Genomic DNA, 24,424 nt, shown 5'->3' on the forward strand with positions numbered 1-24,424 from the left:
GCGCTGGCATGTTTGTTGCCTGAAGGGGACAAGCCGCCGCCAGTAAGAAGTACATTGAGAGGATTTGAATGACCAAAGAAATGCAAACTTTAGCTTTAGCCCCTGTTGGTAACCTGGAATCCTATATCCGGGCTGCGAACGCATGGCCGATGTTGACGGCTGATGAAGAGCGGGAGCTTGCTGAAAAGCTGCATTACCAGGGTTCACTGGAAGCAGCTAAAACGCTGATCCTGTCGCACCTGCGCTTTGTTGTTCATATTGCTCGTAACTACTCGGGCTATGGCCTTCCGCAGGCAGACCTGATTCAGGAAGGTAATATCGGCCTGATGAAAGCTGTGCGCCGCTTCAATCCGGAAGTGGGTGTGCGTCTGGTCTCTTTTGCCGTGCACTGGATCAAAGCCGAAATTCACGAATACGTGCTGCGTAACTGGCGTATTGTGAAGGTCGCCACCACTAAAGCGCAGCGTAAGCTGTTCTTTAACCTGCGTAAAACCAAGCAGCGTCTGGGCTGGTTTAATCAGGACGAAGTGGAAATGGTCGCCCGCGAGCTGGGTGTTTCCAGTAAAGACGTGCGTGAGATGGAATCCCGTATGGCCGCCCAGGACATGACCTTTGACATGTCGTCGGACGATGAATCCGACAGCCAGCCAATGGCGCCGGTACTCTATCTCCAGGATAAAACCTCTAACTTTGCCGACGGCATTGAAGACGATAACTGGGAAGAGCAGGCCGCGAACAAACTGACCGATGCGATGCAGGGTCTCGACGAGCGTAGCCAGGCGATCATTCGCGCCCGCTGGCTGGACGAAGACAACAAGTCTACATTGCAGGAACTGGCCGACCGCTATGGTGTTTCCGCTGAGCGTGTACGCCAGCTGGAAAAGAACGCCATGAAAAAACTGCGTATCGCCATCGAAGCCTGATCTCCGCAAACCGTTTTTTGTGGTTTGACGTCAAAGACCCCTGGATGAAAGTCCGGGGGTTTTGTTTTTTTACGCCTGCTCTGGCGATTTTTTACCCTCTGGCAAACACTTACAGATGCGCATTATATAAACAATGGCATCTCAGGGGGACAGGGTGAGAAATAACGAACTCAATGAAAGACGTTTACAGGCCACGCCGCGCGGCATTGGCGTGATGTGTAATTTTTATGCGGATAAAGCCGAAAACGCCACGCTGTGGGACGTGGAAGGCAACGAGGTGATCGATTTCGCCGCGGGCATTGCCGTGCTTAATACCGGGCATCGTCATCCGAAAGTGATGGCCGCCGTGGAAAAACAGCTGCACGCCTTTACGCACACGGCGTATCAAATCGTGCCCTATGAGAGTTACGTCGCGCTGGCGGAAAAAATCAACGCGCGCGTGCCAGTCGCAGGGCCTGCCAAAACCGCCTTCTTCTCGACCGGCGCGGAAGCGGTGGAAAACGCGGTGAAAATCGCCCGCGCTTACACCCGCAGGCCCGGCCTTATCACCTTTGGCGGCGGCTTTCATGGCCGCACCTATATGACGATGGCGCTGACCGGCAAAGTCGCGCCCTACAAAATCGGCTTCGGTCCCTTTCCCGGATCGGTGTTTCACGCGCAGTACCCTAATACGCTGCATGGTGTGAGTACAGCCGATGCGCTGAACAGCCTTGAGCGTATTTTCAAAGCGGACATCGCGCCGGATCAGGTGGCGGCCATCGTGCTGGAGCCGGTGCAGGGTGAGGGCGGATTTGTCATCGCACCGGATGATTTTATGCAGGGACTGCGTGCCCTGTGCGATACCCACGGCATTCTCTTGATTGCCGACGAAGTGCAGACCGGCTTTGCCCGTACCGGCAAACTTTTTGCCATGGAGCATTACAGCGTCAAACCCGATCTCATCACCATGGCGAAAAGCCTCGCCGGTGGGCTGCCGCTGTCGGCGGTAGCGGGACGCGCAGAGGTGATGGACGCGCCTGCGCCGGGCGGGCTGGGCGGCACCTATGCCGGAAACCCGCTGGCAGTGGCGGCAGCCCTGGCGGTGCTGGAGGTGATCGACGAAGAAAACCTCTGTCAGCGCGCGGCCCATCTGGGACAGCATCTGGTGGAGGTGCTGGAAAAAGCCAGAGCGGAGTGCCCGCAGATTGCCGGGATCCGCGCGCTGGGTTCCATGGTGGCGGTGGAGTTCGCCGCTCCGCACAGCGGCGAGCCGTCGCCGGAGTTTACCCGTCAGGTACAAGCGCGGGCGCTGGAGGCCGGACTGTTGCTGCTCAACTGTGGCGTGTACGGCAACGTGATCCGTTTCCTCTATCCGCTGACTATTCCGGAAGCGCAGTTCAGGCAGGCGCTGGATATTATTCACGCGTCGCTAACCCGGTAAAAATGTTGTTACATATTCTGAAAAATGGGGTATGTTTTAGCAGAGTATGCTGCTAAAGCACGGGCAGCCGACCAATAATCGAAATAAAGTGCTGAACAACAACATCACAACGAATGTAATAACCACAATAATGGGGATTCTCAGGATGAAAATGAAGGGTAAAGCGTTACTGGCAGGATGTATCGCGCTGGCAATGAGCAACGTCGCATTCGCGAAAGACATTAAAGTTGCAGTGGTGGGCGCGATGTCCGGCCCGGTGGCGCAGTATGGCGACCAGGAATTTACCGGCGCGAAACAGGCGATCGAAGACATCAACGCCAAAGGCGGTATCAAAGGCGACAAGCTGGTTGCGGTACAGTACGACGATGCCTGTGACCCGAAACAAGCCGTTGCCGTTGCCAACAAAGTGGTTAACGACGGTATCAAATACGTGATCGGCCACCTGTGCTCCTCCTCTACCCAGCCAGCGTCTGACATTTATGAAGACGAAGGCATTCTGATGATCACTCCGGCCGCCACCGCGCCGGAACTGACCGCACGCGGCTATAACATGCTGCTGCGTACTACCGGTCTGGACTCTGACCAGGGCCCGACGGCTGCAAAATACATTCTGGAAAAAGTGAAGCCGCAGCGTATCGCCGTGATCCATGACAAACAGCAATACGGTGAAGGCCTGGCGCGTGCCGTGCAGGAAAACCTGAAGAAAGGCAACGCGAACGTGGTGTTCTTCGACGGTCTGACCGCGGGCGAGAAAGACTTCTCCACGCTGGTGGCGCGTCTGAAGAAAGAGAATATCGACTTCGTTTACTACGGTGGCTACCACCCGGAAATGGGGCAGATCCTGCGCCAGGCGCGTGCTGCCGGTCTGAAAACCCAGTTTATGGGCCCGGAAGGCGTGGCGAACGTCTCCCTGTCTAACATTGCCGGTGAATCTGCCGAAGGTATGCTGGTTACCAAGCCGAAGAACTACGATCAGCTGCCGGTGAACAAACCTATTGTTGACGCGATCAAAGCGAAGAAACAGGATCCGAGCGGTGCATTCGTATGGACCACCTACGCGGCGCTGCAATCCCTGAAAGCGGGGCTGGAGCATTCAGAAGATCCGGCAGAGATCGCCAAATACCTGAAAGCCAACTCTGTGGAAACCGTAATGGGACCGCTGAGCTGGGATGAGAAGGGCGACCTGAAAGGGTTTGAGTTCGGCGTGTTCACCTGGCATGCGAACGGTACGGCGACTGACGCGAAATAAGAAAACCGTCAAATACCATCCTTCCTGTAAACCCGCTGCGGCGGGTTTTTTCATTTGATTGCGTTACGCGACAAAATGTCGCAAACTTGAGATGTTTAAAAAAACCATTGTTCCAAAACGATGGCCACAAAACTGGAGTACCGATATGGCAATTAGCATCCGGCTGGATGATGATTTTGTTGAAAATGTGAAGGTTCATGCCGACGCGCAGAGCCGTAGCGTGCCGAAGCAAATTGAACACTGGGCAAAAATAGGACGCATTGCGGAAGCGAATCCTGAAATGTCCTGGGCGCTTATTAACGAAATCCTGCTGGCTAAATCAGAAATCGACAACGGACACGTCACCAAATATGTGCGCAAAAAAGACAGGACCTGAAATTGAGGTATATCAGTCACGTCGTTTTGAAAAGAAATTTGCCACGCTGACTGAACAGGAACAGAAAGATGTCGATGAGCAAATCGAACTGATCCTGGACGATCCAGAACTTGGCGAACGCAAGAAAGGGGATCTCAGTTTCCTGCGCGTACATAAGTTCAGAATGAATAACCAGCTGTATCTGTTAGGTTACAGCTGGATTGAGGGGAAGCTGGAGCTGTATCTTCTGAGCATTGGCTCCCACGAAAATTTTTATGACGAGCAGAAACGCCATCGTAAAGCCGATCTGAAGCTCATCGTATAGCCTGCTTCCCCTTGCGCCGGTGAGGGGATTTACCGCTTCTGCCAGCCGTCCGCGCGGGCGCTGAAACCTGCCGACTGCATAAACGCATCCATCACCGTTTTATCTTCGACCGCAATATCAGACATCCACCAGACGCTGATCTCCGGGTGTGCGCGCAGCACTTCCTCCAGCAAATACTTGCCCACGCCACGGCGGCGGGTGACGTCGCGTACGCGCAGCGAATCCAGCGCCCCGTCTTTACCGCTTAAGGTGACGCGCACCGCTGCCAGCAGGCGATCGTTAAACCGGGCGGCATAAATGCAGTGGCTGTCGTCAACCGCCAGGGAATCCGGGGAGTACTCCGGCCAGATTTTGCCTAAATCGATATGATCCTGTTCGCTGAATGTGTTCAGACGGATAATAGTCAGTTTCATTTACTGCGGGTCCAGATCGTCAAGTGAGGGTGCAGTGTACTCAATTTTTGCGCTCAGGCGCTTTCACTTTTTAAATCCATTCATCAGGCGATTACTTCTGACTCAGCCGCCAGAGTAGTTTTAAACGTCAGGGATCGAAAAATAAGCAGTATTTTAACCTGACAGGCAGTGATTTATTCCACGCTTTGTACCATTATTTTATGCTGGCAAGGGCACTTTTTTTGTTTATCTCTGGATAAATACAGAATATTATCTGTTCTTAATCGCCTGAAAAATAGGGGATTTAGTGTGGTTTTCAGTAAAAAACTACGCTAAACCATTAAAGGCACAGGTAAAAATAGCATTGTGCATTAAATCGTCAGCGTTATTTTTAACCATTAACAAACAAATTTTATACACAATTATTATGAGCCGCCGCGGGGTCTTCCTTCGCCGGTGGCCAGACGTGTAAACACGACATCACGAATGGGGATTTTCAGGTATGAACAGGAACGCGAAGACGTTGATCGCGGGGATGATCGCACTGGCGATGTCGCAAACCGCTACTGCTGCCGATATTAAGGTAGCGGTGGTCGGGGCGATGTCCGGTCCGGTTGCCCAGTGGGGCGATATGGAATTCAACGGTGCCCGTCAGGCCATCAAAGATATTAACGCCAAAGGCGGTATCAAAGGCGACAAGCTGGTCGCAGTGGAATATGACGACGCCTGCGATCCAAAACAAGCGGTGGCGGTGGCCAACAAAATCGTTAATGACGGTATTCAGTACGTTATCGGTCATCTCTGCTCATCATCCACCCAGCCCGCGTCGGACATTTATGAAGACGAAGGCATCCTGATGATTTCGCCGGGCGCCACCAATCCCGAACTGACGCAGCGCGGCTATCAGCACATTATGCGTACCGCAGGCCTGGACTCCTCACAAGGGCCGACCGCCGCAAAATACATTCTGGAAAAGGTGAAGCCGCAGCGCATCGCCATTATTCATGACAAGCAGCAATACGGCGAAGGCCTGGCGCGCTCGGTGCAGGACGGCCTGAAAAAAGGCGGCGCGAATGTGGTCTTCTTTGACGGTATTACCGCCGGTGAGAAAGATTTCTCCGCGCTGATCGCCCGTCTGCAAAAAGAAAATATCGACTTCGTGTATTACGGCGGCTACTACCCTGAAATGGGGCAGATGCTGCGCCAGGCGCGCGCAAACGGTCTGAAAGTACAGTTTATGGGACCGGAAGGCGTGGGCAATGCGTCGCTGTCGAATATCGCGGGCGAGGCGGGCGAAGGCATGCTGGTGACGATGCCAAAACGCTATGACCAGGATCCGGCAAACAGCGCTATCGTTTCGGCGCTCAAAGCCGATAAAAAGGATCCGTCCGGCCCGTACGTATGGATCACCTATGCCGCTGTGCAGTCGCTGGCGACCGCGCTGGAACGTACCGGCAGCGATGAGCCATTAGCGCTGGCAAAAGATTTAAAAGCAAACGGTGCTAAGACCGTGATTGGGCCGCTGAACTGGGATGAGAAAGGCGATCTGAAGGGATTTGAATTTGGCGTCTTCCAGTGGCACGCCGATGGTTCATCCTCGGTAGCCAGATAACACTCCCACCGCCCGGCACTGTCGGGCGGGAATGAAAAGGTTTCCCTATGTCCGAGCAGTTTCTCTACTTCATGCAGCAGATGTTTAACGGCGTTACGCTGGGAAGCACCTACGCGCTTATTGCCATCGGTTACACCATGGTTTACGGCATTATCGGCATGATCAACTTCGCCCACGGTGAGGTGTATATGATCGGCAGTTATGTCTCCTTTATGATCATCGCCGCGCTGATGATGATGGGCATCGACAGCAGCTGGCTGCTGGTGGCCGCCGGCTTTGTCGGGGCGATTGTCATCGCCAGCGCCTACGGCTGGAGTATCGAACGGGTGGCCTATCGCCCGGTGCGCAGCTCCAAGCGCCTGATCGCGCTGATCTCCGCCATCGGGATGTCCATCTTCCTGCAAAACTACGTCAGCCTGACGGAAGGGTCGCGCGATGTGGCGCTGCCAAGCCTGTTTAACGGCCAGTGGGTGGTGGGCAGCAGTGAAAACTTCTCCGCGTCCATTACCACCATGCAGCTGGTGATCTGGGTGGTGACCTTCGTCGCCATGCTGGCGCTGACGCTCTTTATCCGCTACTCCCGCATGGGCCGCGCCTGTCGCGCCTGTGCCGAAGATCTGAAGATGGCGAGCCTGCTCGGCATCAACACCGACCGCGTGATCGCCCTGACCTTTGTCATCGGCGCGGCGATGGCGGCGGTGGCGGGCGTCCTGCTCGGTCAGTTCTACGGCGTGATCAACCCGTATATCGGCTTTATGGCCGGGATGAAAGCCTTTACGGCGGCGGTGCTGGGCGGTATCGGCAGCATTCCGGGCGCGATGATCGGCGGCCTCATTCTGGGCGTCGCGGAATCGCTCTCTTCGGCGTACCTGAGCACGGAATATAAAGATGTGGTGTCCTTCGCGCTGCTGATTGGCGTGCTGCTGGTGATGCCGACCGGGATCCTCGGCCGTCCGGAGGTAGAGAAAGTATGAAACCGATGCATTTTGCCATGGCGCTGCTGTCGGCGGCGATGTTCTTCGTCCTCGCGGGCGTCTTTATGGGCGTACAGCTGCAACTGGACGGCACCAAACTGGTGGTCGGACACGCGGCGGATATCCGCTGGCAGTGGGTGTTTGTCGGTACTGCAGTGGTCTTTTTCTTCCAGCTGCTGCGTCCGGTATTCCAGAAAAGCATGAAGGGCATTTCCGGCCCGAAATTCGTGCTGCCGGCCATTGATGGCTCCACGGTAAAACAGAAACTGTTCCTGCTGGCGTTGCTGGTGCTGGCTGTGGCCTGGCCGTTTATGGTGTCGCGCGGCACGGTGGATATCGCCACCCTGACCATGATTTACATCATTCTCGGTCTGGGGCTTAACGTGGTGGTGGGACTGTCCGGCCTGCTGGTGCTGGGCTACGGCGGCTTCTACGCCATTGGCGCGTACACCTTCGCGCTGCTCAATCACTATTACGGCCTCGGCTTCTGGACCTGCCTGCCGCTGGCAGGGCTGGTATCGGCGGCGGCAGGTTTCCTGCTCGGCTTCCCGGTGCTGCGTCTGCGCGGCGACTATCTGGCGATTGTCACCCTCGGCTTCGGCGAAATTGTGCGTATTCTGCTGCTCAACAACACCGAAGTGACCGGCGGGCCAAACGGCATCAGCCAGATCCCGAAACCGACGCTCTTTGGTCTGGAGTTCAGCCGTACGACCCGTGAAGGCGGCTGGGATACCTTCAGCAACTTCTTTAACGTGAAATACGATCCAAGCGACCGCGTGGTGTTCCTCTACCTGGTGGCGCTGCTGCTGGTGGTGCTGAGCCTGTTCGTCATTAACCGTCTGCTGCGTATGCCGCTGGGCCGCGCGTGGGAAGCGCTGCGCGAAGATGAAATCGCCTGCCGTTCTCTGGGCCTGAACCCGACCCGCATCAAGCTGACCGCGTTCACTATCAGCGCCGCCTTTGCCGGTTTTGCCGGAACGCTGTTTGCCGCGCGCCAGGGCTTTGTCAGCCCGGAATCCTTCACCTTTGCGGAATCCGCCTTTGTGCTGGCGATTGTGGTGCTCGGCGGCATGGGCTCGCAGTTTGCAGTGATCCTCGCGGCTATCCTGCTGGTGGTATCCCGTGAACTGATGCGTGATTTCAATGAATACAGCATGTTAATGCTCGGTGGCCTGATGGTGCTGATGATGATCTGGCGTCCGCAGGGTCTGCTGCCCATGACCCGTCCACAGCTGAAGCTGAAAACCGGGGAAGCCGCGAAAGGAGAGCAGGCATGAGTCAGCCTTTATTATCCGTTAACGGCCTGATGATGCGCTTTGGCGGTCTGCTGGCAGTAAATAACGTTTCGCTGGATCTGCATCCGCAGGAAATTGTGTCGCTGATTGGGCCGAACGGCGCGGGTAAAACCACGGTGTTCAACTGCCTGACCGGTTTTTATAAGCCGACCGGCGGCACCATCATGCTGCGCGACCAGCATCTGGAAGGTCTGCCGGGGCAGCAGATTGCCCGTATGGGCGTGGTGCGCACTTTCCAGCACGTGCGTCTGTTCCGCGAAATGACGGTGATCGAAAACCTGCTGGTTGCGCAGCATCAGCAACTGAAAACCGGTCTGTTTTCCGGTCTGCTGAAAACCCCGGCCTTCCGTCGCGCGCAGACTGAAGCCCTGGATCGCGCCGCTACCTGGCTTGACCGCATTGGTTTGTTAGCACACGCTAACCGGCAGGCGAGCAACCTGGCGTACGGCGATCAGCGTCGTCTGGAGATTGCCCGCTGCATGGTGACGCAGCCGGAGATCCTGATGCTCGATGAACCCGCGGCCGGTCTCAACCCGAAGGAAACCAAAGAACTGGACGAGCTGATTGTCGAGTTGCGTAATCATCACAACACCACCATCCTGCTGATTGAACACGACATGAAGCTGGTGATGGGCATTTCCGACCGCATCTACGTGGTGAACCAGGGCACGCCGCTGGCCAACGGGACGCCGGAGCAAATTCGTCATAACCCGGATGTTATCCGTGCCTATTTAGGTGAGGCATAAGATGGAAAAAGTCATGTTGTCCTTTGACAAAGTAAGTGCCCACTACGGCAAGATTCAGGCGCTGCACGACGTGAGCCTGAATATCAGGCAGGGGGAGATCGTCACCCTGATTGGGGCCAACGGCGCGGGTAAAACCACGCTGTTGGGCACGCTGTGCGGCGATCCGCGTGCCACCAGCGGGCGTGTGACCTTCGACGGGAAAGACATTACCGACTGGCAGACCGCGAAAATCATGCGGGAAGCGGTGGCAATTGTGCCGGAAGGGCGTCGCGTCTTCTCCCGTATGACGGTGGATGAAAACCTGGCGATGGGCGGTTTCTTTGCCGACCGCGAGCAGTTCCAGACCCGTATTAAACGCGTCTACGAGCTGTTTCCGCGTCTGTATGAGCGCCGTATTCAGCGTGCGGGCACCATGTCCGGCGGGGAACAACAGATGCTGGCGATTGGCCGCGCGCTGATGAGTCAGCCGCGTCTGCTGCTGCTGGATGAGCCATCGCTCGGTCTTGCGCCGATCATCATCCAGCAAATCTTCGACACCATCGAACAGCTGCGTCAGGAAGGGATGACCATTTTCCTGGTCGAGCAGAACGCCAACCAGGCGCTGAAGCTCGCCGATCGCGGCTACGTGCTGGAAAACGGTCACGTGGTGCTGGAAGATACCGGCGACGCGCTGCTGGCGAACGAAGCAGTACGCAGCGCTTATCTGGGCGGTTAAGTTTCTCGTGATGAAAAAGGAGCCTGCGGGCTCCTTTTTTGTACGTCTGAGTTGTACAATTAACCTGTACAACTGAGGAGGCGCTTATGCACACCATGAACTACAGCGAAGCGCGGCAAAACCTGGCTGCCGCGCTGGAAACCGCCGCGACTGGCACACCTGTGACCATTACCCGACGTGGGCAGAAATCCGCGGTCATTATCAGCGCGGAAGAGTTTGAGCGTTATCAGACTGCCAAAATGGACGCTGAATTCGCCGCCATTATGGCGGTGCATGGAAATGAGCTACGGGAGCTGGCGGATAAATGACCCTACAATTTATCTCAGCGGAGGAGATAATTCAGTTTCACGATCGGTTGCTGAGCGTGACGCCCGGCGTGCCGGGAATGCCCGATGCCGGGCGTGCAGAGGCGTTACTTTATCGGGTGCTGAATAAATACGAGTACGAAGGCGTTACCGATATCTGGATGCTGGCGGCCATGCATCTGCTGGCGATCTCACGCGGTCATATTTTTAATGACGGCAATAAACGCACTGCGCTGTTTATTACTTTGCTGTTTCTGAAACGCAACGGTATTACCCTGGCGGCTAATCCTGATTTTGTTGATTTGACGGTACAGGCGGCGGCAGGGAATTTATCTCTGGAAGATGTTGTTCAACGTTTACAGCGCTAGCGTCTGATGCCCGGCAACCTCCGCCGGGCCTACACATTACCTTCACCTGATCATCATCTGCCTATCATCTCCCTGACCCCTGACTGTCACCGTTTTGTAATTAAAAGGTTATTTTTCTGTCATTCGCGCGTGTCATGTTACCTCGCGAGCATAAAACGCGTGTTTTCGCGCATCCGGCACAACAAGAGAGATAACCGAATGACTTCGTTACGACATACAGCTTTAGGACTGGCGATAAGCCTGGCATTTGCAGGTCAGGCGATGGCAGTCACCACTATTCCGTTCTGGCACTCTATGGAAGGTCAGTTAGGTAAAGAAGTTGAATCCCTGGCGCAACGTTTTAATGACACCCATCCGGATTACAAAATTGTGCCGGTGTACAAAGGCAACTACGAGCAGAGTCTGAGCGCGGGTATCGCGGCTTTCCGTACCGGTAATGCGCCAGCTTTGTTACAGGTGTATGAAGTAGGCACCGCCACTATGATGGCGTCGAAAGCCATTAAACCGGTGTACGAAGTGTTCAGCGATGCGGGCATCAAGTTTGATGAAACGCAGTTCGTGCCGACGGTTGCCGGTTACTACACCGATTCAAAAACCGGGCACCTGCTGTCCCAGCCGTTCAACAGCTCCACGCCGGTGCTGTATTACAACAAAGATGCCTTTAAGAAAGCCGGTTTAGATCCGGAGCAGCCGCCGAAAACCTGGCAGGACCTGGCCGCCTATACCGCAAAACTGAAAGCGGCAGGCATGAAATGTGGTTACGCCAGCGGCTGGCAGGGCTGGATCCAGATCGAAAACTTCAGCGCCTGGCATGGTCTGCCGGTCGCCAGCAAAAACAACGGTTTTGACGGTACCGACGCGGTACTGGAATTCAATAAGCCGGAGCAGGTGAAACACATCGCCCTGCTGGCCGATCTGAACAAGAAAGGCGACTTCAGCTACTTTGGCCGCAAGGATGAGTCCACCGAGAAGTTCTATAACGGCGACTGCGCTATTACCACTGCTTCTTCCGGTTCGCTGGCGGACATCCGTCACTACGCCAAATTCAACTACGGTGTCGGTATGATGCCGTATGACGCCGATGTGAAAGGCGCGCCGCAGAACGCCATTATCGGCGGGGCCAGCCTGTGGGTGATGCAGGGTAAAGACAAGCCGACTTACACCGGCGTGGCGCAGTTCCTGGAGTTCCTGGCGAAGCCTGAAAATGCGGCTGAATGGCACCAGAAAACCGGCTATCTGCCGATCACCACCGCTGCCTATAACCTGACGCGCGAGCAGGGCTTCTACGATAAAAACCCGGGCGCGGATACCGCCACTCGTCAGATGCTGAATAAGCCGCCGTTGCCGTTCACCAAAGGCCTGCGTCTGGGCAACATGCCGCAGATCCGCACCATTGTGGATGAAGAGCTGGAATCGGTGTGGACCGGCAAGAAAACCCCGCAGCAGGCGCTGGATTCCGCCGTTGAGCGCGGTAATCAGTTGCTGCGCCGCTTCGAGCAGTCGACGAAGTCTTAATGTTTTCATGCCGGATGGCGCTGCGCTTATCCGGCCTACAAGTGGCATTTAGCCTGTAGGCCGGGTAAGGCGAAGCCGCCACCCGGCGCTGTTCAGGAATCCAATCCCCATGTCATCATCCCGTCCGGTATTCCGTTCGCGCTGGCTGCCTTATGCGCTGGTCGCCCCGCAGCTGATTATCACCATCATTTTCTTTATCTGGCCTGCGGGCGAAGCGCTGTGGTACTCGGTACAGAGCGTCGATCCCTTCGGGCTGTCCAGCCAGTTCGTCGGCATGGACAACTTCGTCGCCCTGTTTCATGACAGTTATTACCTCGACTCCTTCTGGACCACCATCAAGTTCAGCGGCATGGTCACCTTCTGGGGATTGCTGAGTTCATTATTCTTCGCCGCGCTGGTGGACTACGTGATCCGCGCCAGCCGCCTGTATCAGACGCTGATGCTGCTGCCTTATGCCGTCGCGCCGGCCATCGCCGCCGTGCTGTGGATCTTCTTATTCAACCCTGGCCGCGGGCTGATCACCCATGCGCTGGAAGCGGTGGGATACAACTGGAACCATGCGCAGAACAGCGGACAGGCGATGTTCCTTGTGGTATTCGCCTCCATCTGGAAGCAGATCAGCTACAACTTTCTGTTCTTTTTCGCCGCGCTGCAATCAATTCCCCGCTCGCTGGTTGAGGCTGCGGCCATTGACGGCGCCGGGCCGGTGCGCCGCTTCTTCCAGCTGTCGTTACCGCTGATCGCGCCGGTGAGCTTTTTCCTGCTGGTGGTCAATCTGGTATACGCCTTCTTCGATACCTTCCCGGTGATCGACGCCGCGACGGCGGGCGGGCCGGTGCAGGCCACCACGACGCTGATCTACAAAATTTACCGCGAAGGCTTCGCCGGACTGGATCTCTCGGCCTCTGCCGCGCAGTCGGTGGTGCTGATGCTGCTGGTCATCGGGCTGACCGTCGTGCAGTTCCGCTATGTGGAAAGTAAGGTGCGCTATCAATGATCGAGAACCGTCGCGGGCTGACGATCTTCAGCCATGTCATGTTGATCCTCGGGATCGCCGCCATTCTGTTTCCGCTGTACGTGGCCTTTGTCGCCGCCACGCTCAACAACCAGCAGGTATTTGAAACGCCGATGACGCTGATCCCCGGCACGCATCTGCTGGAAAATATCCGCACCATCTGGCGGGAAGGCGTGGGGGCGAACAGCGCGCCCTTCGGACTGATGCTGCTGAACAGCTTTATCATGGCGCTCAGCATTACGGTCGGCAAAATCGTGGTGTCGATGCTCTCCGCGTTCGCCATCGTCTGGTTCCGCTTTCCCCTGCGTAATCTGTTCTTCTGGATGATTTTTATCACCCTGATGCTGCCCGTTGAAGTGCGTATTTTCCCGACGGTGGAAGTGATCGCCCGGCTGGATATGCTCGACAGCTATACCGGCCTGACGCTGCCGCTGATGGCCTCGGCAACCGCCACCTTCCTGTTTCGCCAGTTCTTTATGACGCTGCCGGACGAGCTGATCGAAGCCGCGCGCATTGATGGCGCATCCCCGATGCGCTTTTTCCGCGACATCGTGCTGCCGCTGTCGAAAACCAATCTGGCGGCGCTGTTTGTCATCACCTTTATCTACGGCTGGAACCAGTACCTGTGGCCGCTGCTGATTGTCAGCGACGTGAACCTCGGCACTGCGGTGGCGGGCATCAAGGGGATGATCGCCACGGGAGAGGGCACCACGCAGTGGAACCACGTTATGGCCGCGATGTTGCTGACGCTCATCCCGCCGGTCGTCATTGTTTTAGCCATGCAGCGTGCTTTTGTGCGTGGTTTAGTTGATAGCGAGAAATAAGATGGCAGGTCTGAAATTACAGGCAGTAACCAAAAGCTGGGATAACGGCAAAACGCAGATTATTCAGCCGCTGACGCTGGACGTGTCGGACGGTGAATTTATTGTCATGGTCGGGCCGTCCGGCTGTGGTAAATCCACGCTGCTGCGTATGGTGGCGGGTCTGGAGCGGGTGTCCAGCGGCGACGTGTGGATCGATCGCCAGCGCGTGACCGAGCTGGAGCCTGTCGATCGCGGTATTGCCATGGTGTTCCAGAACTACGCGCTTTATCCGCACATGAGCGTGGAAGAAAACATGGCCTGGGGCCTGAAAATTCGCGGCATGGGCAAAGCGCACATCGCCGAGCGGGTAAAGGACGCCGCGCGTATTCTGGAGCTGGACGGCCTGCTCAAACGCCGTCCGCGCGAACTGTCCGGCGGGCAGCGTCAGCGTGTGGCGATGGGCCGCGCCATTGTGCGCGATCCGGCGGTCTTCCTGTTTGATGAACCGCTCTCCAACCTCGATGCCAAACTGCGCGTGCAGATGCGCCTTGAGCTGCAACAGCTGCACCGTCGCCTGAAAACCACCTCACTGTACGTCACCCACGATCAGGTGGAAGCCATGACGCTGGCCCAGCGCGTGATGGTGATGAACAAAGGCGTGGCGGAGCAAATCGGCACGCCGGTAGAAGTGTACGAGAAGCCCGCCAGCCGCTTTGTGGCGAGCTTTATCGGCAGCCCGGCGATGAACCTGCTGGAAGGGCGCATCAGCACCAGCGGCACCCATTTTGATCTCGACAGCGGCATGTCGCTGCCGATTAACTGGGTTTACCGTGGCTATACCGGTCGCAAAATGACGCTGGGTATCCGCCCGGAACATATTACGCTAAGCTCACAATCCGCAGGCGGGATCCCGCTGGTGATGGACACGCTGGAAATGCTCGGCGCTGACAACCTGGCCCACGGGCGCTGGGGCGAACAGAAAATGGTGGTTCGTCTGCCGCATCATGAACGTCCTGCGCCTGGCAGCACATTATGGCTGCATTTCGCGGAAAACCATCTGCACCTTTTCGACGGTGACACAGGACAACGAGTATGAGCAACTGGCCCTATCCCCACATTGTCGCGCATCGCGGCGGCGGCAAACTGGCCCCGGAAAATACCTTGGCCGCCATTGATACTGGCGCGCGCTTCGGCCACACCATGATTGAATTTGACGTGAAATTGTCGCAGGACGGACAGATCTTCCTGCTGCACGACGACAATCTTGAGCGCACCAGCAACGGCTGGGGCGTGGCGGGCAGGCTGCCGTGGAGCGATCTGTTACAGGTAGACGCGGGAAGCTGGTTCAGCCGCGATTTTACAGGCGAACCCCTGCCGTTGCTGTCGCAGGTGGCGCAGCGCTGCCGCGAGCACGGCATGATGGCGAACATTGAGATCAAACCGACCACCGGCACCGGCCCGCTGACCGGCAAAACCGTGGCGCTGGCGGCACGCGAACTCTGGGCGGATATGACGCCGCCGCTGTTATCCTCATTTGATATTGATGCGCTGGAAGCGGCACAACAGGCCGCGCCTGAACTGCCGCGCGGGTTATTACTGGATGAATGGCGGGACGACTGGCGGGCGCTGACGACACAGCTGGGCTGCGTCTCCATTCATTTAAATCACCGCCTGCTGGATGAAGCGCGCATCGCCGCACTCAAAGACGCCGGGCTGCGCATCCTGGTCTATACCGTCAACAAACCCGGGCGCGCCGCTGAACTGCTGCGCGCCGGGGTGGATTCAATCTGTACCGACAGCATCGACATCATCGGCCCGAACTTTCAGCCTTAAGGACTGATAGTTTTCAGCGGGATATTTGGCTGCGGCGTGCTGCCGGTGTTCTGATTCAGCATGCTGCCGTTCGTCTGCTGCGGCAGCATGTGCTGCTGCGTATTCAGCGAGGCATCGCTGTTATTCAGCATCCCGCCGTTGCTGTTTGGCAGCGGCTGCTGGCGCGGCAGCGTCGGTTCGCCCGGCTGGGACTGGATGATCCGCTGCGAGTTGTTATTAATCTGCGATTCCAGATGCTGCTGCTGAATGCGGGTCTGCGTCTGTAACTGCTGGTTCAGCATGCCTTTTTGCTGCGACTGCTGGTTAAGCATCTGCGTCTGCATCCGCTGCTGGGACGGGATCTGATAGTCCGGCAGATTCGGGTTATTCATGGTATTGAGTGGCTGTGCGAAAGCGCCAAACGGCAATAATGCCGCCAGAATCAGGTAGGGTTTCATCATCATCTCCTCTCATGGGGAATAGCTTAAGTTTACTTGCTCTCCGGCAAAACGATGATTTTTTAAGAGTAGTGAACCAGGCTTAAGCGGGGCCTGTTGCTCATATCTCTGGAGAACCGCGATGATGAAACAGAATGTTGTGCGTTGGGTGGCCGTCGCCGCTCTGATGGCAGGGGGATGTTTTGGCGTGGCTGCTGCACCTCCGCCGCCACCGCCGCCGGTGTCATACGGCGTGGAAGCAGATGTCTTCCATCCGGTGCAGGCGAAAGAAGGCATGGTGGCGTCTGTGGATGCGGCAGCGACCCGCGTCGGCGTCGATATTCTTAAGCAGGGCGGTAACGCCGTGGATGCCGCCGTGGCGGTAGGTTATGCGCTGGCGGTTACCCATCCGCAGGCGGGCAATCTCGGCGGCGGTGGATTTATGCTGCTGCGCACCAAAGACGGACAGACCACCGCCATCGACTTCCGCGAAATGGCACCGGCCCAGGCCTCCCGCGATATGTTCTTAGACGATCAGGGCAATCCCGACAGTAAAAAATCCCTTACCTCACATTTAGCGACCGGCACGCCGGGCACGGTGGCGGGCTTCTCGCTGGCGCTGGAAAAATACGGCACGCTGCCGCTGAATAAAGTGGTGCAGCCTGCCATCAAACTTGCCAGGCAGGGCTTTACCGTTAACGACGCGCTGGCGGAAGATCTGAAAACCTACGGCAGCGAAGTGTTGCCCAACTATGAAAACAGCAAAGCGATCTTCTGGAAAAACGGTGAGCCGCTGAAAAAAGGCGACAAACTGGTGCAGACCAATCTGGCCAAAAGCCTGGAAATGATTGCAGAGAAAGGCCCGGAGGCGTTCTATAAAGGCGCGATTGCCGATCAGATCGCCCAGGAGATGAGTAAAAACGGCGGCCTGATCACTAAAGAGGATCTGGCAGCCTATAAAGCCGTCGAGCGCACGCCCATTAGCGGCACCTATCGCGGTTATGAGGTGTTCTCCATGCCGCCGCCGTCCTCCGGCGGGATCCACATCGTGCAAATCCTCAATATTCTGGAAAACTTCGATCTGGCGAAATACGGCTTTGGCAGCGCCGATGCCATGCAGGTGATGGCCGAAGCGGAAAAATATGCCTATGCCGATCGCTCGGAATATTTAGGCGACCCGGATTTTGTGAAGGTGCCGTGGCAGGCGCTGACCAATAAGGAATATGCCAAATCCATCGCCCAGCAGATCGATGTGACAAAGGCGAAGCCGTCGAGCCAGATCCGCCCGGGCAAGCTCGCGCCTTACGAAAGTAATCAGACCACGCATTTCTCGGTAGTGGATAAAGACGGGAACGCCGTATCGGTCACTTACACCCTCAACACCACCTTCGGAACGGGCATTGTGGCAGGGAATACCGGTATCCTGCTGAATAACGAAATGGATGATTTCTCGGCTAAACCGGGCGTACCTAACGTCTACGGGCTGGTGGGCGGCGATGCGAACGCCGTGGGGCCGGGCAAACGTCCACTGTCGTCGATGTCGCCCACTATCGTGGTAAAAGACGGTAAAACCTGGCTGGTCACCGGCAGCCCGGGTGGAAGCCGTATCATCACTACTGTGCTGCAAATGGTGGTGAACAGCATTGATTTTGAGATGAACGTCGCTGAGGCGACCAACGCCCCACGCTTCCATCATCAGTGGTTACCGGATGAGCTGCGCGTGGAGAAGGGCTTCAGCCCGGATACACTGAAACTGCTGGAGCAGAAAGGGCAGAAAGTCGCCGTGAAAGAGGCGATGGGTAGTACGCAGAGTATTATGATCGCGCCTGACGGCACGCTGTACGGCGCGTCGGATCCGCGGTCGGTGGATGATTTGACGGCGGGGTATTAATTTTTATGCCCCTCACCCCGGCCCTCTCCCGTGGGGAGAGGGGAGTACGGCATCGGTTTATGCCCTCTCCCCTGGGGAGAGGGGTAGGGTGAGGGGCGCTATTTCATTCGCGCCATAAACAGCGCATCGACATATTCGCCATTGCGCAGCGCGTATTTTCTGCCGGTACCTTCGGTTTCAAATCCGTATTTACGATACAGCGCCAGCGCGGGCGCATTATCGACAAAGACCGTTAATTCGATACGTTCAATGCGCAGCCAGTTGTCGCACAGGTTGACCATCTCACGCAATAACGCGCTGCCGACGCCGCGGTTGCGGAAATCGGGCGATACGCTGATGCCAAAGGTCGCCACGTGACTGCGGCGCGGGTTCTGCTCGACGCTCAGCGCCAGATGGCCTGTAACAATACCGTCAATACAGGCCACCAGATGGCGACGACCCGGCTGTGGTTTTAGTCGCTCCTGCCACATTTCCATAGAAGGATGCGGAATTTGTAGCGTGTCGTGATACACCTCCGGCTGGGCATTCAACTGGCGTAATGCTTCGGCGTCGTCCGGTTGTACGTGGCGGATCACAATATCGCTCATTCCTTTTTCTCCTGTGGGTGAATTATCCCCTTTAACATCAGGTACTCTGCGATATGCGTCAACTGCCATTTTTGTAACTAAGAGGGGGAGTTGCTCAAACCTGAAGTCGAAATAATTCGGGTAATGTTGTTGATGGCGCGAAAGAGCGGCGCATTTTCATCGAGATCGGTAACAATCAAATCAACGTCATTCAAATCAGAGGCTTTATGCAAATGCGTTAAACCAAATTTTGTCTGGTCGGCAACGACGATAACCTGCTGTGCCTGACGCATTATCGCTTTTTTTGTATAAGCATCTTCTTCATTTGGCAGGGTAATCCCGGCATTCAGATCAATGCCCTCGGTGCCGATGAATGCAATGTCAAAATTAAATTGTTTAATATAATCAACCGCCTGTAAACCTAAAAAACCTTGAGATAAACTGCGATATTTCCCGGGGATGACATGCAGGGCTATCGATTCGTATTTAGAAAGCGCATTCATTGCAAGCAGCGAATTGGTATAAAAAGTACAGTTTTCGGTACGGAAAATTTCCTTTGCCACGGCGAGGGTCGTGGTTCCCGTTTCGATAAATACTGAGCTTCCTGGCTTCACCAGTTGTTTACACCAGGTGGCAATGCATTTTTTACCGTCAGGATTTGCTTCTTCTTTAAGGCTCATCGGGTATTCAGAGGTGTTTCTCTCACAGGAGATAGCACCGCCGTAAATCAACTGTATTGCACCGGTACCAGCCAGCGCTTTAAAATCCCGATTGATAGTCATCGTCGAAACATTCAGCTTGCGGGCCAAATCCTGCGTGTTCACCTCGCCATTAACCTTAATGCTTTCAAGAATATAGATTTGCCGTTTGGTTTGTTTCATCAAACTTTCTCTCAAAGGTATTATCAGCGCGCTAATGCTCATTAAATACTGATAAAACAAGAAATTACACTTGTTTATAGACATCCGGCAAGCATAAACCCCTCAGGCTCCTTATTTCTTCTGCTCATCTGTGAGGCAGAGCACAGTTGGGTGTTATTTTGATAAGTTTGCGTGATCTGCTGCTCACTTAGTGAGCAAAGTATAACATAAATCAACATTTTATGTTTATTGTGTTGCCTTGTAACAAAGTGCAGACCCTGATGAAGCTTTTATTATCCAATCTTATAACTCTCGCAAGGAGGGAGTGTTATGGGGAAATATACGGAAATGTCCAGACTTGCCGTAGGGCATCTTGGTGGAAATGAAAATATTAGTCATGTAACACATTGTGCGACCAGACTTCGCATAGATATTATAAAAAGAAGTCATGTAAATTCTGACGCAATAAAAAACCTACCGGATTGCGCAGGCGTCATCATTAAAGATAAGCAAATCCAGATTATCATCGGGCCAAATGTGAATGATGCCTGGCATGATTTTGTTGCGGTTTCTGGGTGGAAGGAGAGTGCAGCCGAGCGGGGCAGTAATGACGTAGAGGAAGATGGCCCACGTAATGCCGCCTGGTATCTGAATAAGTTCGGAAACTTTGTTTCGCCCATTTTTATGCCTGTGGTACCAGCAATGATTGTCGGCGGTATGATCCTTGCGATACGTAATCTGCTAATGAACTATTTTGGTATGGATATCAATAGCGGAACGGCAAACGTATTACTGGCGATATTTCAGGCTGGCTTTACCTTTCTGCCTGTTTATATTGGTTATACTCTCGCATCGCAATTGAAAATGCAGCCTATTATGGGCGCATTTTTAGGGGCGGTATTGCTGACGGAAAGAATAAATGATGTCGCTGGCCTGAATTTTCTTGGGATACCGATCCCGCAGATTGATTACGGTTCAGCCATTTTGCCGATTATTCTCGGTGTTTTCTTCATGTACTATGTTGATAAAGTGCTGAAGAAAATCATTCCCGAAGCCGTTATCTACTTTGTAAAACCCCTGCTGACAATGTTTATCGTAGTACCAGTACAGCTAATCATACTGGGGCCTCTGGGGACTTACTTAAGCGGTGCGATAGGTGATTTCTGTATCTGGTTAGGCGATGCCGTGGGTTTCCTTTCGCAACCTATTCTGGCTGCGGTTTATCCGTATATGGTGATGCTCGGCATCGATAAAGCTATCTCTCCCATTTCTGTTCACCTAATCGCAACCGTTGGCTTCAACTCGGTTACCGGGACTATGGGGTTTATCTCGAATATTTGTATCGGCGCGACCGCTCTGGGGGTTGCCAGCAGTATTAAAAACAATAAAGCCCAGAAAGGTATGATCGCCTCCTTTGCCGTAACGGCGCTGTGTGGTGTCACCGAACCTGCATTTTATGGCAGCTTGCTGATGCGACCCAAAGTACTTATTGGTACCGCCATGGGAGCGGTGAGTGGTGGGATTATTGCCGGAATTATGGGGCTTCGCTCTTTCGTCGAAGGTGGATGTCCTGGTCTATTAACGTTTTTATTCTTTGTTGATAAAAGTGGAAGCCTGCATTACGTAATAATTGCCGCGATTGTTGCTGTCGTGGCGATACTGGTGTCGTTTTTTGCCACCAGAATCATTTTATCATTGGATAATAAAAATTTGCTTAGCCACCGGACTGTATCTGAATAAGTGCGATGCACCACGCGTTTTCAACAGGTGAAAGTGATTTCTTATATCCGGATAAATAAGGACTATAAACATGAAAGTACTCGTTGGCCATTTCATGACGGAGTCAAATGCAAACATTCCACTTAAAAATAAAATCAGCGATTTTCTTTTATCATTCGGCGATGAATGTATTGAAAGAATGCATGTGGGAACTGTTTTCGCTGAAGCGGGTATTGAACTAATTCCGGCAGTCTATGCTGATGCAGGCTCGTCGGGCGTTATAACCAAAGAAGCATTCGACTACATTGAACATTGTTTCCTGGACGCGACGCGCAGCCACCTGCATGAAATTGACGGTATTTATCTGATGTTACATGGTGCCAGTCAGGTAGAAGGCCTTGGCTCAGGCGATCATCATATCCTGAAGAAAATCCGTGAAATTGTTGGCGATTATATGCCTGTTGCCGTGGTATGCGATCCCCATGGTAATTTATGTGCGGATTATGTGAATGCCACCACCCTGATCCGCAGCTACAGAGAGTCACCCCATACAGATAGCCTTGATACCGCTAAACAGGTGGCGTCAATGCTCTGTAATCTTCTCAGAGAGCGTCAGAATATTCACTCTGTCTATCGTAAACTGCCACTGATTCTGGGCGGCGAACAAAGCGTCTCATCCGACGAACCTGTAAAAAGTATCAATCAATATATGAACGAGCTGGAAAATGATCCACGGATCATGAGCGTCAGCTGGCATCCAGGCTATATACGCCATGATACGGATGTCGCCGGGTGTGGGATCGTTGTGGTACCCGCTACGGCAGGCGATCAATCGTATGCTGAAGAGATAGCCGATCGACTGGCAGATTATGTATGGAATAAACGGCATGAATTTCATTATACCGGATTAACCGCGCAGCCTGATGACGCTTTAAAAATGGCTCTGGAGTTCAATGGTAAACCGATATTTATTACGGACTCCGGCGATAACACCACATCGGGTGCTACCGGATGGAATACTTATATTCTGCGCCAGTTTTTAGAGGTCGGCGATCTGACTAAAAAAGTATTGTTTGCCAACATTTGCGATCCGCAAACTTATCAGCAACTTAGTCAGCTGGGAATAGGTGAAGAAGCGCATATTAACCTTGGCGTCGATTATGATGAGATGTCCAAAAGCGTTGGTCTTGACGTTACGGTTAAGGCCCGTGGCGAGCTACGCGGTTATATGCTTCATCCTCATGAGGCCTGCTATGGATACAGCGTTACCGTCTCAGTAAAAGGACGACCTGTTGATATTGTAGTAGCCAGCACCCGACAAACGATGGCTGAGCAACATCAGTTTACTGGCGCAGGGCTGGACTGGGATGAATATGACATCATTGTCGTTAAGCAAGGCTATATTTTTCCCGAGCTTAAAGAAAAAGGGAAATTATGTGTGATGTCCCTTACCCCCGGCGCGACGCCTCAGAATACACGCGCCATCCCTTTCAAAAGAATTATGCGCCCCATGTTTCCGATCGATGATATTTGACATATTGCTTTGTACGGTGATTGGTAAAAGAGGTTAAGATGAAAAAATATGACATAAGGCTTAAAAAAATCCGGCCACCCGAGAAAGATTGCGCAGGCACGCCTGTGGCACTCACGGATGAAACCATCCGGCACAGAAAAAACAAAATACTGACCATGATGAAGCAACGTGGCCTTGAGCAGTTGGTGATCTATGGTGACGTGGAACATTGCGGGAATTTCGAATACCTCACCGGTTTTTTTACCCGCTTTGAAGAAGCGCTGATGGTTATTAACGCGGACGGTAAAATAACTCTGGTGCTCGGCAATGAAAATCTTAATAAAGTCAGCAAGGCGCGCGTCAAGGCCAGGGCAGTGCATTTATCTCATTTTTCACTGCCTAATCAACCCAACAGAAACGATAAATCGATTAAAGAATTACTTATTGAAGCCGGTATTCGTGAGAATGCGCGCACCGGTTTAGTTGGCTGGAAGATGTTTACCGAAGGTTCAGCGATCGATAAAAAGATTTATGATATGCCTTCTTTTATCGTCGATACCATTCGCAACATCGTCGGCAATGAAGCCTGTTTGACTAATGAAACCGATTTATTTATCGGCGAAAACGGTGTCAGAACGGTAAACAATGCTAACGAAATCGCGCACTATGAATATGGTGCGGCGTTAGCCTCCGATTGTATTCTGGATGCGATGAACGCGCTGGCTCCTGGCGTTACCGAGCAGGAATTAGGCGATCGTCTGGTGCGTTCAGGTCAGCATACCAACATTGTCACCATCGCTGCCAGCGGGCCGCGCTTTATAAAAGGTAACCTGTATCCTGGCGAGAACACAGTGAAATATGGCGATACGATTTCATTGACCGTAGGCTATCGCGGCGGCGCTTCCAGTCGCGCCGGATATGCCGTAAACGGTTCTAATCTCTTATCAACCGGGGCGGAAAATTATCTGGACGCGATCGCCCGACCCTATTTTGCGGCCTATGTTCACTGGCTGGAAGCGATCACCGTAGGTATGCGCGGCGGGGAATTGTTTGATCGTATCGACGCGATATTGCCACGCGCAAAATATCACTGGTCGCTTTGTCCGGGGCACCTGACCGCTGAAGAAGAGTGGATGTCTTCTCCCATTTACGAAGGCTCTCAGCAAACATTGCAGAGCGGAATGATCCTGCAAATTGACATCATTCCTTCCATCCCCAACCTTGGCGGCGTTTCTGCTGAAAGCACGGTACTGCTGGCAGACAAACAGTTGCAACGGGAAATTGAGTTTCAGTACCCGCAGCTATGGCAGCGGATGCAACGGCGCAGGCATTATCTTATCGAAACACTGGGCATCAACCTGTCCGCGGACATCTTACCGATGTGCAGTACAGTTGCTTATTTGCGCCCCTGGTTGCTGGACCATGACACCGCCTTTGTCTGCCATTTTTTGCAAAAAGGGGTAGACAAGTGCGAATGATAATGATTATTATTGCCATGCGTTCAGGGGGACCGCTACGGTAAACCTGAAAGCACGACATTGCTCACATTGCTTCCAGTATTATCTTAGCCAGCCGCGTGCTGGCTTTTTTTTTGCCATTTTTTAGCCTGGCTTA

Annotated in this window: 25 protein-coding genes; 21 read left to right on the plus strand and 4 right to left on the minus strand. The window is 54.0% G+C overall.

The window, feature by feature from the left end:
• The first annotated feature begins 68 nt into the window (after positions 1-68).
• The 5 genes from rpoH (at position 69) to ACQUTD_RS11015 (ending at position 4,272) form a co-directional block, all read left to right on the plus strand.
• Positions 69-923 carry an RNA polymerase sigma factor RpoH gene (rpoH, locus tag ACQUTD_RS10995; RefSeq protein WP_072571184.1) on the plus strand — a complete coding sequence of 285 codons (855 nt, stop codon included), beginning with the start codon at positions 69-71 and terminating at the stop codon, positions 921-923.
• A 154-nt stretch (positions 924-1,077) separates the two neighbouring features.
• Complete coding sequence (locus tag ACQUTD_RS11000) at positions 1,078-2,343, plus strand: 4-aminobutyrate--2-oxoglutarate transaminase (protein WP_473275132.1); 1,266 nt, start codon at positions 1,078-1,080, stop codon at positions 2,341-2,343.
• Between the two features lie 145 nt (positions 2,344-2,488).
• Positions 2,489-3,592: a branched-chain amino acid ABC transporter substrate-binding protein gene (locus ACQUTD_RS11005; protein WP_158684875.1), complete on the plus strand. Its 1,104-nt coding sequence runs from the start codon at positions 2,489-2,491 to the stop codon at positions 3,590-3,592.
• Positions 3,593-3,737: 145 nt separating this feature from the next.
• The gene (locus tag ACQUTD_RS11010) at positions 3,738-3,968 is read left to right on the plus strand and encodes a TA system antitoxin ParD family protein (protein ID WP_318377398.1); all 231 of its coding nucleotides are present in this window, start codon (positions 3,738-3,740) and stop codon (positions 3,966-3,968) included.
• A complete protein-coding gene (locus tag ACQUTD_RS11015; RefSeq protein WP_473275129.1) occupies positions 3,943-4,272 on the plus strand; it encodes a type II toxin-antitoxin system RelE/ParE family toxin in 330 nt (109 codons plus the stop codon). The genes ACQUTD_RS11010 and ACQUTD_RS11015 overlap by 26 nt, the downstream gene beginning before the upstream one ends.
• 29 nt (positions 4,273-4,301) lie before the next feature.
• On the opposite strand, the gene panM is transcribed toward ACQUTD_RS11015, so the two are convergent.
• Complete coding sequence (gene panM, locus ACQUTD_RS11020) at positions 4,302-4,685, minus strand: aspartate 1-decarboxylase autocleavage activator PanM (RefSeq protein WP_072571188.1); 384 nt, start codon at positions 4,683-4,685, stop codon at positions 4,302-4,304.
• A 481-nt stretch (positions 4,686-5,166) separates the two neighbouring features.
• On the opposite strand from panM, the gene livK reads away from it, so the two are divergent.
• The 12 genes from livK (at position 5,167) to ugpQ (ending at position 15,845) form a co-directional block, all read left to right on the plus strand.
• Positions 5,167-6,276, plus strand: a complete 1,110-nt coding sequence (gene livK / locus ACQUTD_RS11025) for a high-affinity branched-chain amino acid ABC transporter substrate-binding protein LivK (RefSeq protein ID WP_473275127.1) — start codon at positions 5,167-5,169, stop codon at positions 6,274-6,276.
• Positions 6,277-6,323: 47 nt separating this feature from the next.
• A complete protein-coding gene (livH, locus tag ACQUTD_RS11030; protein ID WP_072571190.1) occupies positions 6,324-7,250 on the plus strand; it encodes a high-affinity branched-chain amino acid ABC transporter permease LivH in 927 nt (308 codons plus the stop codon).
• The gene (locus ACQUTD_RS11035) at positions 7,247-8,527 is read left to right on the plus strand and encodes a high-affinity branched-chain amino acid ABC transporter permease LivM (protein ID WP_473275125.1); all 1,281 of its coding nucleotides are present in this window, start codon (positions 7,247-7,249) and stop codon (positions 8,525-8,527) included. The genes livH and ACQUTD_RS11035 overlap by 4 nt, the downstream gene beginning before the upstream one ends.
• Positions 8,524-9,291 (plus strand): high-affinity branched-chain amino acid ABC transporter ATP-binding protein LivG, encoded by a 768-nt coding sequence (gene livG, locus ACQUTD_RS11040; protein ID WP_072571192.1) that lies wholly within the window; start codon positions 8,524-8,526, stop codon positions 9,289-9,291. Before ACQUTD_RS11035 ends, livG begins: the two co-directional genes overlap by 4 nt.
• Before the next feature lies 1 nt (position 9,292).
• Positions 9,293-10,006: a high-affinity branched-chain amino acid ABC transporter ATP-binding protein LivF gene (livF, locus tag ACQUTD_RS11045; RefSeq protein ID WP_072571193.1), complete on the plus strand. Its 714-nt coding sequence runs from the start codon at positions 9,293-9,295 to the stop codon at positions 10,004-10,006.
• An 86-nt stretch (positions 10,007-10,092) separates the two neighbouring features.
• Positions 10,093-10,314 carry a type II toxin-antitoxin system Phd/YefM family antitoxin gene (locus ACQUTD_RS11050; protein ID WP_318373481.1) on the plus strand — a complete coding sequence of 74 codons (222 nt, stop codon included), beginning with the start codon at positions 10,093-10,095 and terminating at the stop codon, positions 10,312-10,314.
• The gene (locus ACQUTD_RS11055; protein ID WP_473275122.1) at positions 10,311-10,679 is read left to right on the plus strand and encodes a type II toxin-antitoxin system death-on-curing family toxin; all 369 of its coding nucleotides are present in this window, start codon (positions 10,311-10,313) and stop codon (positions 10,677-10,679) included. The genes ACQUTD_RS11050 and ACQUTD_RS11055 overlap by 4 nt, the downstream gene beginning before the upstream one ends.
• 198 nt (positions 10,680-10,877) lie before the next feature.
• Positions 10,878-12,194: a sn-glycerol-3-phosphate ABC transporter substrate-binding protein UgpB gene (gene ugpB / locus ACQUTD_RS11060; RefSeq protein WP_072571194.1), complete on the plus strand. Its 1,317-nt coding sequence runs from the start codon at positions 10,878-10,880 to the stop codon at positions 12,192-12,194.
• 109 nt (positions 12,195-12,303) lie between these two features.
• Positions 12,304-13,191 (plus strand): sn-glycerol-3-phosphate ABC transporter permease UgpA, encoded by an 888-nt coding sequence (gene ugpA, locus ACQUTD_RS11065; RefSeq protein WP_072571195.1) that lies wholly within the window; start codon positions 12,304-12,306, stop codon positions 13,189-13,191.
• A complete protein-coding gene (gene ugpE / locus ACQUTD_RS11070; RefSeq protein ID WP_318362643.1) occupies positions 13,188-14,033 on the plus strand; it encodes a sn-glycerol-3-phosphate ABC transporter permease UgpE in 846 nt (281 codons plus the stop codon). Before ugpA ends, ugpE begins: the two co-directional genes overlap by 4 nt.
• Before the next feature lies 1 nt (position 14,034).
• The gene (locus tag ACQUTD_RS11075) at positions 14,035-15,108 is read left to right on the plus strand and encodes a sn-glycerol-3-phosphate import ATP-binding protein UgpC (protein ID WP_072571197.1); all 1,074 of its coding nucleotides are present in this window, start codon (positions 14,035-14,037) and stop codon (positions 15,106-15,108) included.
• The gene (gene ugpQ / locus ACQUTD_RS11080; protein WP_473275119.1) at positions 15,105-15,845 is read left to right on the plus strand and encodes a glycerophosphodiester phosphodiesterase; all 741 of its coding nucleotides are present in this window, start codon (positions 15,105-15,107) and stop codon (positions 15,843-15,845) included. The genes ACQUTD_RS11075 and ugpQ overlap by 4 nt, the downstream gene beginning before the upstream one ends.
• Here ugpQ and ACQUTD_RS11085 read toward each other — a convergent pair.
• The gene (locus tag ACQUTD_RS11085; protein WP_318376015.1) at positions 15,842-16,282 is read right to left on the minus strand and encodes a DUF2756 family protein; all 441 of its coding nucleotides are present in this window, start codon (positions 16,280-16,282) and stop codon (positions 15,842-15,844) included. The two genes, ugpQ and ACQUTD_RS11085, sit on opposite strands and share 4 nt — an antisense overlap.
• Before the next feature lie 124 nt (positions 16,283-16,406).
• Between ACQUTD_RS11085 and ggt the strand changes: the two genes are divergently transcribed.
• Positions 16,407-18,152: a gamma-glutamyltransferase gene (ggt, locus tag ACQUTD_RS11090; protein WP_473275542.1), complete on the plus strand. Its 1,746-nt coding sequence runs from the start codon at positions 16,407-16,409 to the stop codon at positions 18,150-18,152.
• Between the two features lie 98 nt (positions 18,153-18,250).
• On the opposite strand, the gene yhhY is transcribed toward ggt, so the two are convergent.
• Positions 18,251-18,739 (minus strand): N-acetyltransferase, encoded by a 489-nt coding sequence (yhhY, locus tag ACQUTD_RS11095; protein WP_473275117.1) that lies wholly within the window; start codon positions 18,737-18,739, stop codon positions 18,251-18,253.
• A gap of 77 nt (positions 18,740-18,816) precedes the next feature.
• Positions 18,817-19,599, minus strand: a complete 783-nt coding sequence (locus ACQUTD_RS11100) for a DeoR family transcriptional regulator (protein WP_473275115.1) — start codon at positions 19,597-19,599, stop codon at positions 18,817-18,819.
• A gap of 309 nt (positions 19,600-19,908) precedes the next feature.
• On the opposite strand from ACQUTD_RS11100, the gene ACQUTD_RS11105 reads away from it, so the two are divergent.
• From ACQUTD_RS11105 to ACQUTD_RS11115, 3 genes are all read left to right on the plus strand, one after another.
• A complete protein-coding gene (locus ACQUTD_RS11105) occupies positions 19,909-21,318 on the plus strand; it encodes a PTS transporter subunit EIIC (RefSeq protein ID WP_473275113.1) in 1,410 nt (469 codons plus the stop codon).
• A gap of 70 nt (positions 21,319-21,388) precedes the next feature.
• The gene (locus ACQUTD_RS11110; protein ID WP_473275111.1) at positions 21,389-22,831 is read left to right on the plus strand and encodes a M81 family metallopeptidase; all 1,443 of its coding nucleotides are present in this window, start codon (positions 21,389-21,391) and stop codon (positions 22,829-22,831) included.
• A 38-nt stretch (positions 22,832-22,869) separates the two neighbouring features.
• Entirely contained in the window at positions 22,870-24,288 is a 1,419-nt protein-coding gene (locus ACQUTD_RS11115; RefSeq protein ID WP_473275109.1) for a M24 family metallopeptidase, read from the plus strand.
• The last annotated feature ends 136 nt before the right edge of the window (positions 24,289-24,424 follow it).

The sequence above is a fragment of the Enterobacter sp. K510 genome (assembly GCF_055804875.1).

Excerpts from the sequence above, each read along its gene's own strand:
- rpoH (WP_072571184.1), top strand. The coding sequence starts at position 69 with ATGACCAAAGAAATGCAAACTTTAGCTTTAGCCCCTGTTGGTAACCTG.
- ACQUTD_RS11005 (WP_158684875.1), top strand. The coding sequence starts at position 2,489 with ATGAAAATGAAGGGTAAAGCGTTACTGGCAGGATGTATCGCGCTGGCA.
- ACQUTD_RS11010 (WP_318377398.1), top strand. The coding sequence starts at position 3,738 with ATGGCAATTAGCATCCGGCTGGATGATGATTTTGTTGAAAATGTGAAG.
- ACQUTD_RS11015 (WP_473275129.1), top strand. The coding sequence starts at position 3,943 with ATGTGCGCAAAAAAGACAGGACCTGAAATTGAGGTATATCAGTCACGT.
- panM (WP_072571188.1), bottom strand. The coding sequence starts at position 4,685 with ATGAAACTGACTATTATCCGTCTGAACACATTCAGCGAACAGGATCAT.
- livK (WP_473275127.1), top strand. The coding sequence starts at position 5,167 with ATGAACAGGAACGCGAAGACGTTGATCGCGGGGATGATCGCACTGGCG.
- livH (WP_072571190.1), top strand. The coding sequence starts at position 6,324 with ATGTCCGAGCAGTTTCTCTACTTCATGCAGCAGATGTTTAACGGCGTT.
- ACQUTD_RS11035 (WP_473275125.1), top strand. The coding sequence starts at position 7,247 with ATGAAACCGATGCATTTTGCCATGGCGCTGCTGTCGGCGGCGATGTTC.
- livG (WP_072571192.1), top strand. The coding sequence starts at position 8,524 with ATGAGTCAGCCTTTATTATCCGTTAACGGCCTGATGATGCGCTTTGGC.
- livF (WP_072571193.1), top strand. The coding sequence starts at position 9,293 with ATGGAAAAAGTCATGTTGTCCTTTGACAAAGTAAGTGCCCACTACGGC.
- ACQUTD_RS11050 (WP_318373481.1), top strand. The coding sequence starts at position 10,093 with ATGCACACCATGAACTACAGCGAAGCGCGGCAAAACCTGGCTGCCGCG.
- ACQUTD_RS11055 (WP_473275122.1), top strand. The coding sequence starts at position 10,311 with ATGACCCTACAATTTATCTCAGCGGAGGAGATAATTCAGTTTCACGAT.
- ugpB (WP_072571194.1), top strand. The coding sequence starts at position 10,878 with ATGACTTCGTTACGACATACAGCTTTAGGACTGGCGATAAGCCTGGCA.
- ugpA (WP_072571195.1), top strand. The coding sequence starts at position 12,304 with ATGTCATCATCCCGTCCGGTATTCCGTTCGCGCTGGCTGCCTTATGCG.
- ugpE (WP_318362643.1), top strand. The coding sequence starts at position 13,188 with ATGATCGAGAACCGTCGCGGGCTGACGATCTTCAGCCATGTCATGTTG.
- ACQUTD_RS11075 (WP_072571197.1), top strand. The coding sequence starts at position 14,035 with ATGGCAGGTCTGAAATTACAGGCAGTAACCAAAAGCTGGGATAACGGC.
- ugpQ (WP_473275119.1), top strand. The coding sequence starts at position 15,105 with ATGAGCAACTGGCCCTATCCCCACATTGTCGCGCATCGCGGCGGCGGC.
- ACQUTD_RS11085 (WP_318376015.1), bottom strand. The coding sequence starts at position 16,282 with ATGAAACCCTACCTGATTCTGGCGGCATTATTGCCGTTTGGCGCTTTC.
- ggt (WP_473275542.1), top strand. The coding sequence starts at position 16,407 with ATGAAACAGAATGTTGTGCGTTGGGTGGCCGTCGCCGCTCTGATGGCA.
- yhhY (WP_473275117.1), bottom strand. The coding sequence starts at position 18,739 with ATGAGCGATATTGTGATCCGCCACGTACAACCGGACGACGCCGAAGCA.
- ACQUTD_RS11100 (WP_473275115.1), bottom strand. The coding sequence starts at position 19,599 with ATGAAACAAACCAAACGGCAAATCTATATTCTTGAAAGCATTAAGGTT.
- ACQUTD_RS11105 (WP_473275113.1), top strand. The coding sequence starts at position 19,909 with ATGGGGAAATATACGGAAATGTCCAGACTTGCCGTAGGGCATCTTGGT.
- ACQUTD_RS11110 (WP_473275111.1), top strand. The coding sequence starts at position 21,389 with ATGAAAGTACTCGTTGGCCATTTCATGACGGAGTCAAATGCAAACATT.
- ACQUTD_RS11115 (WP_473275109.1), top strand. The coding sequence starts at position 22,870 with ATGAAAAAATATGACATAAGGCTTAAAAAAATCCGGCCACCCGAGAAA.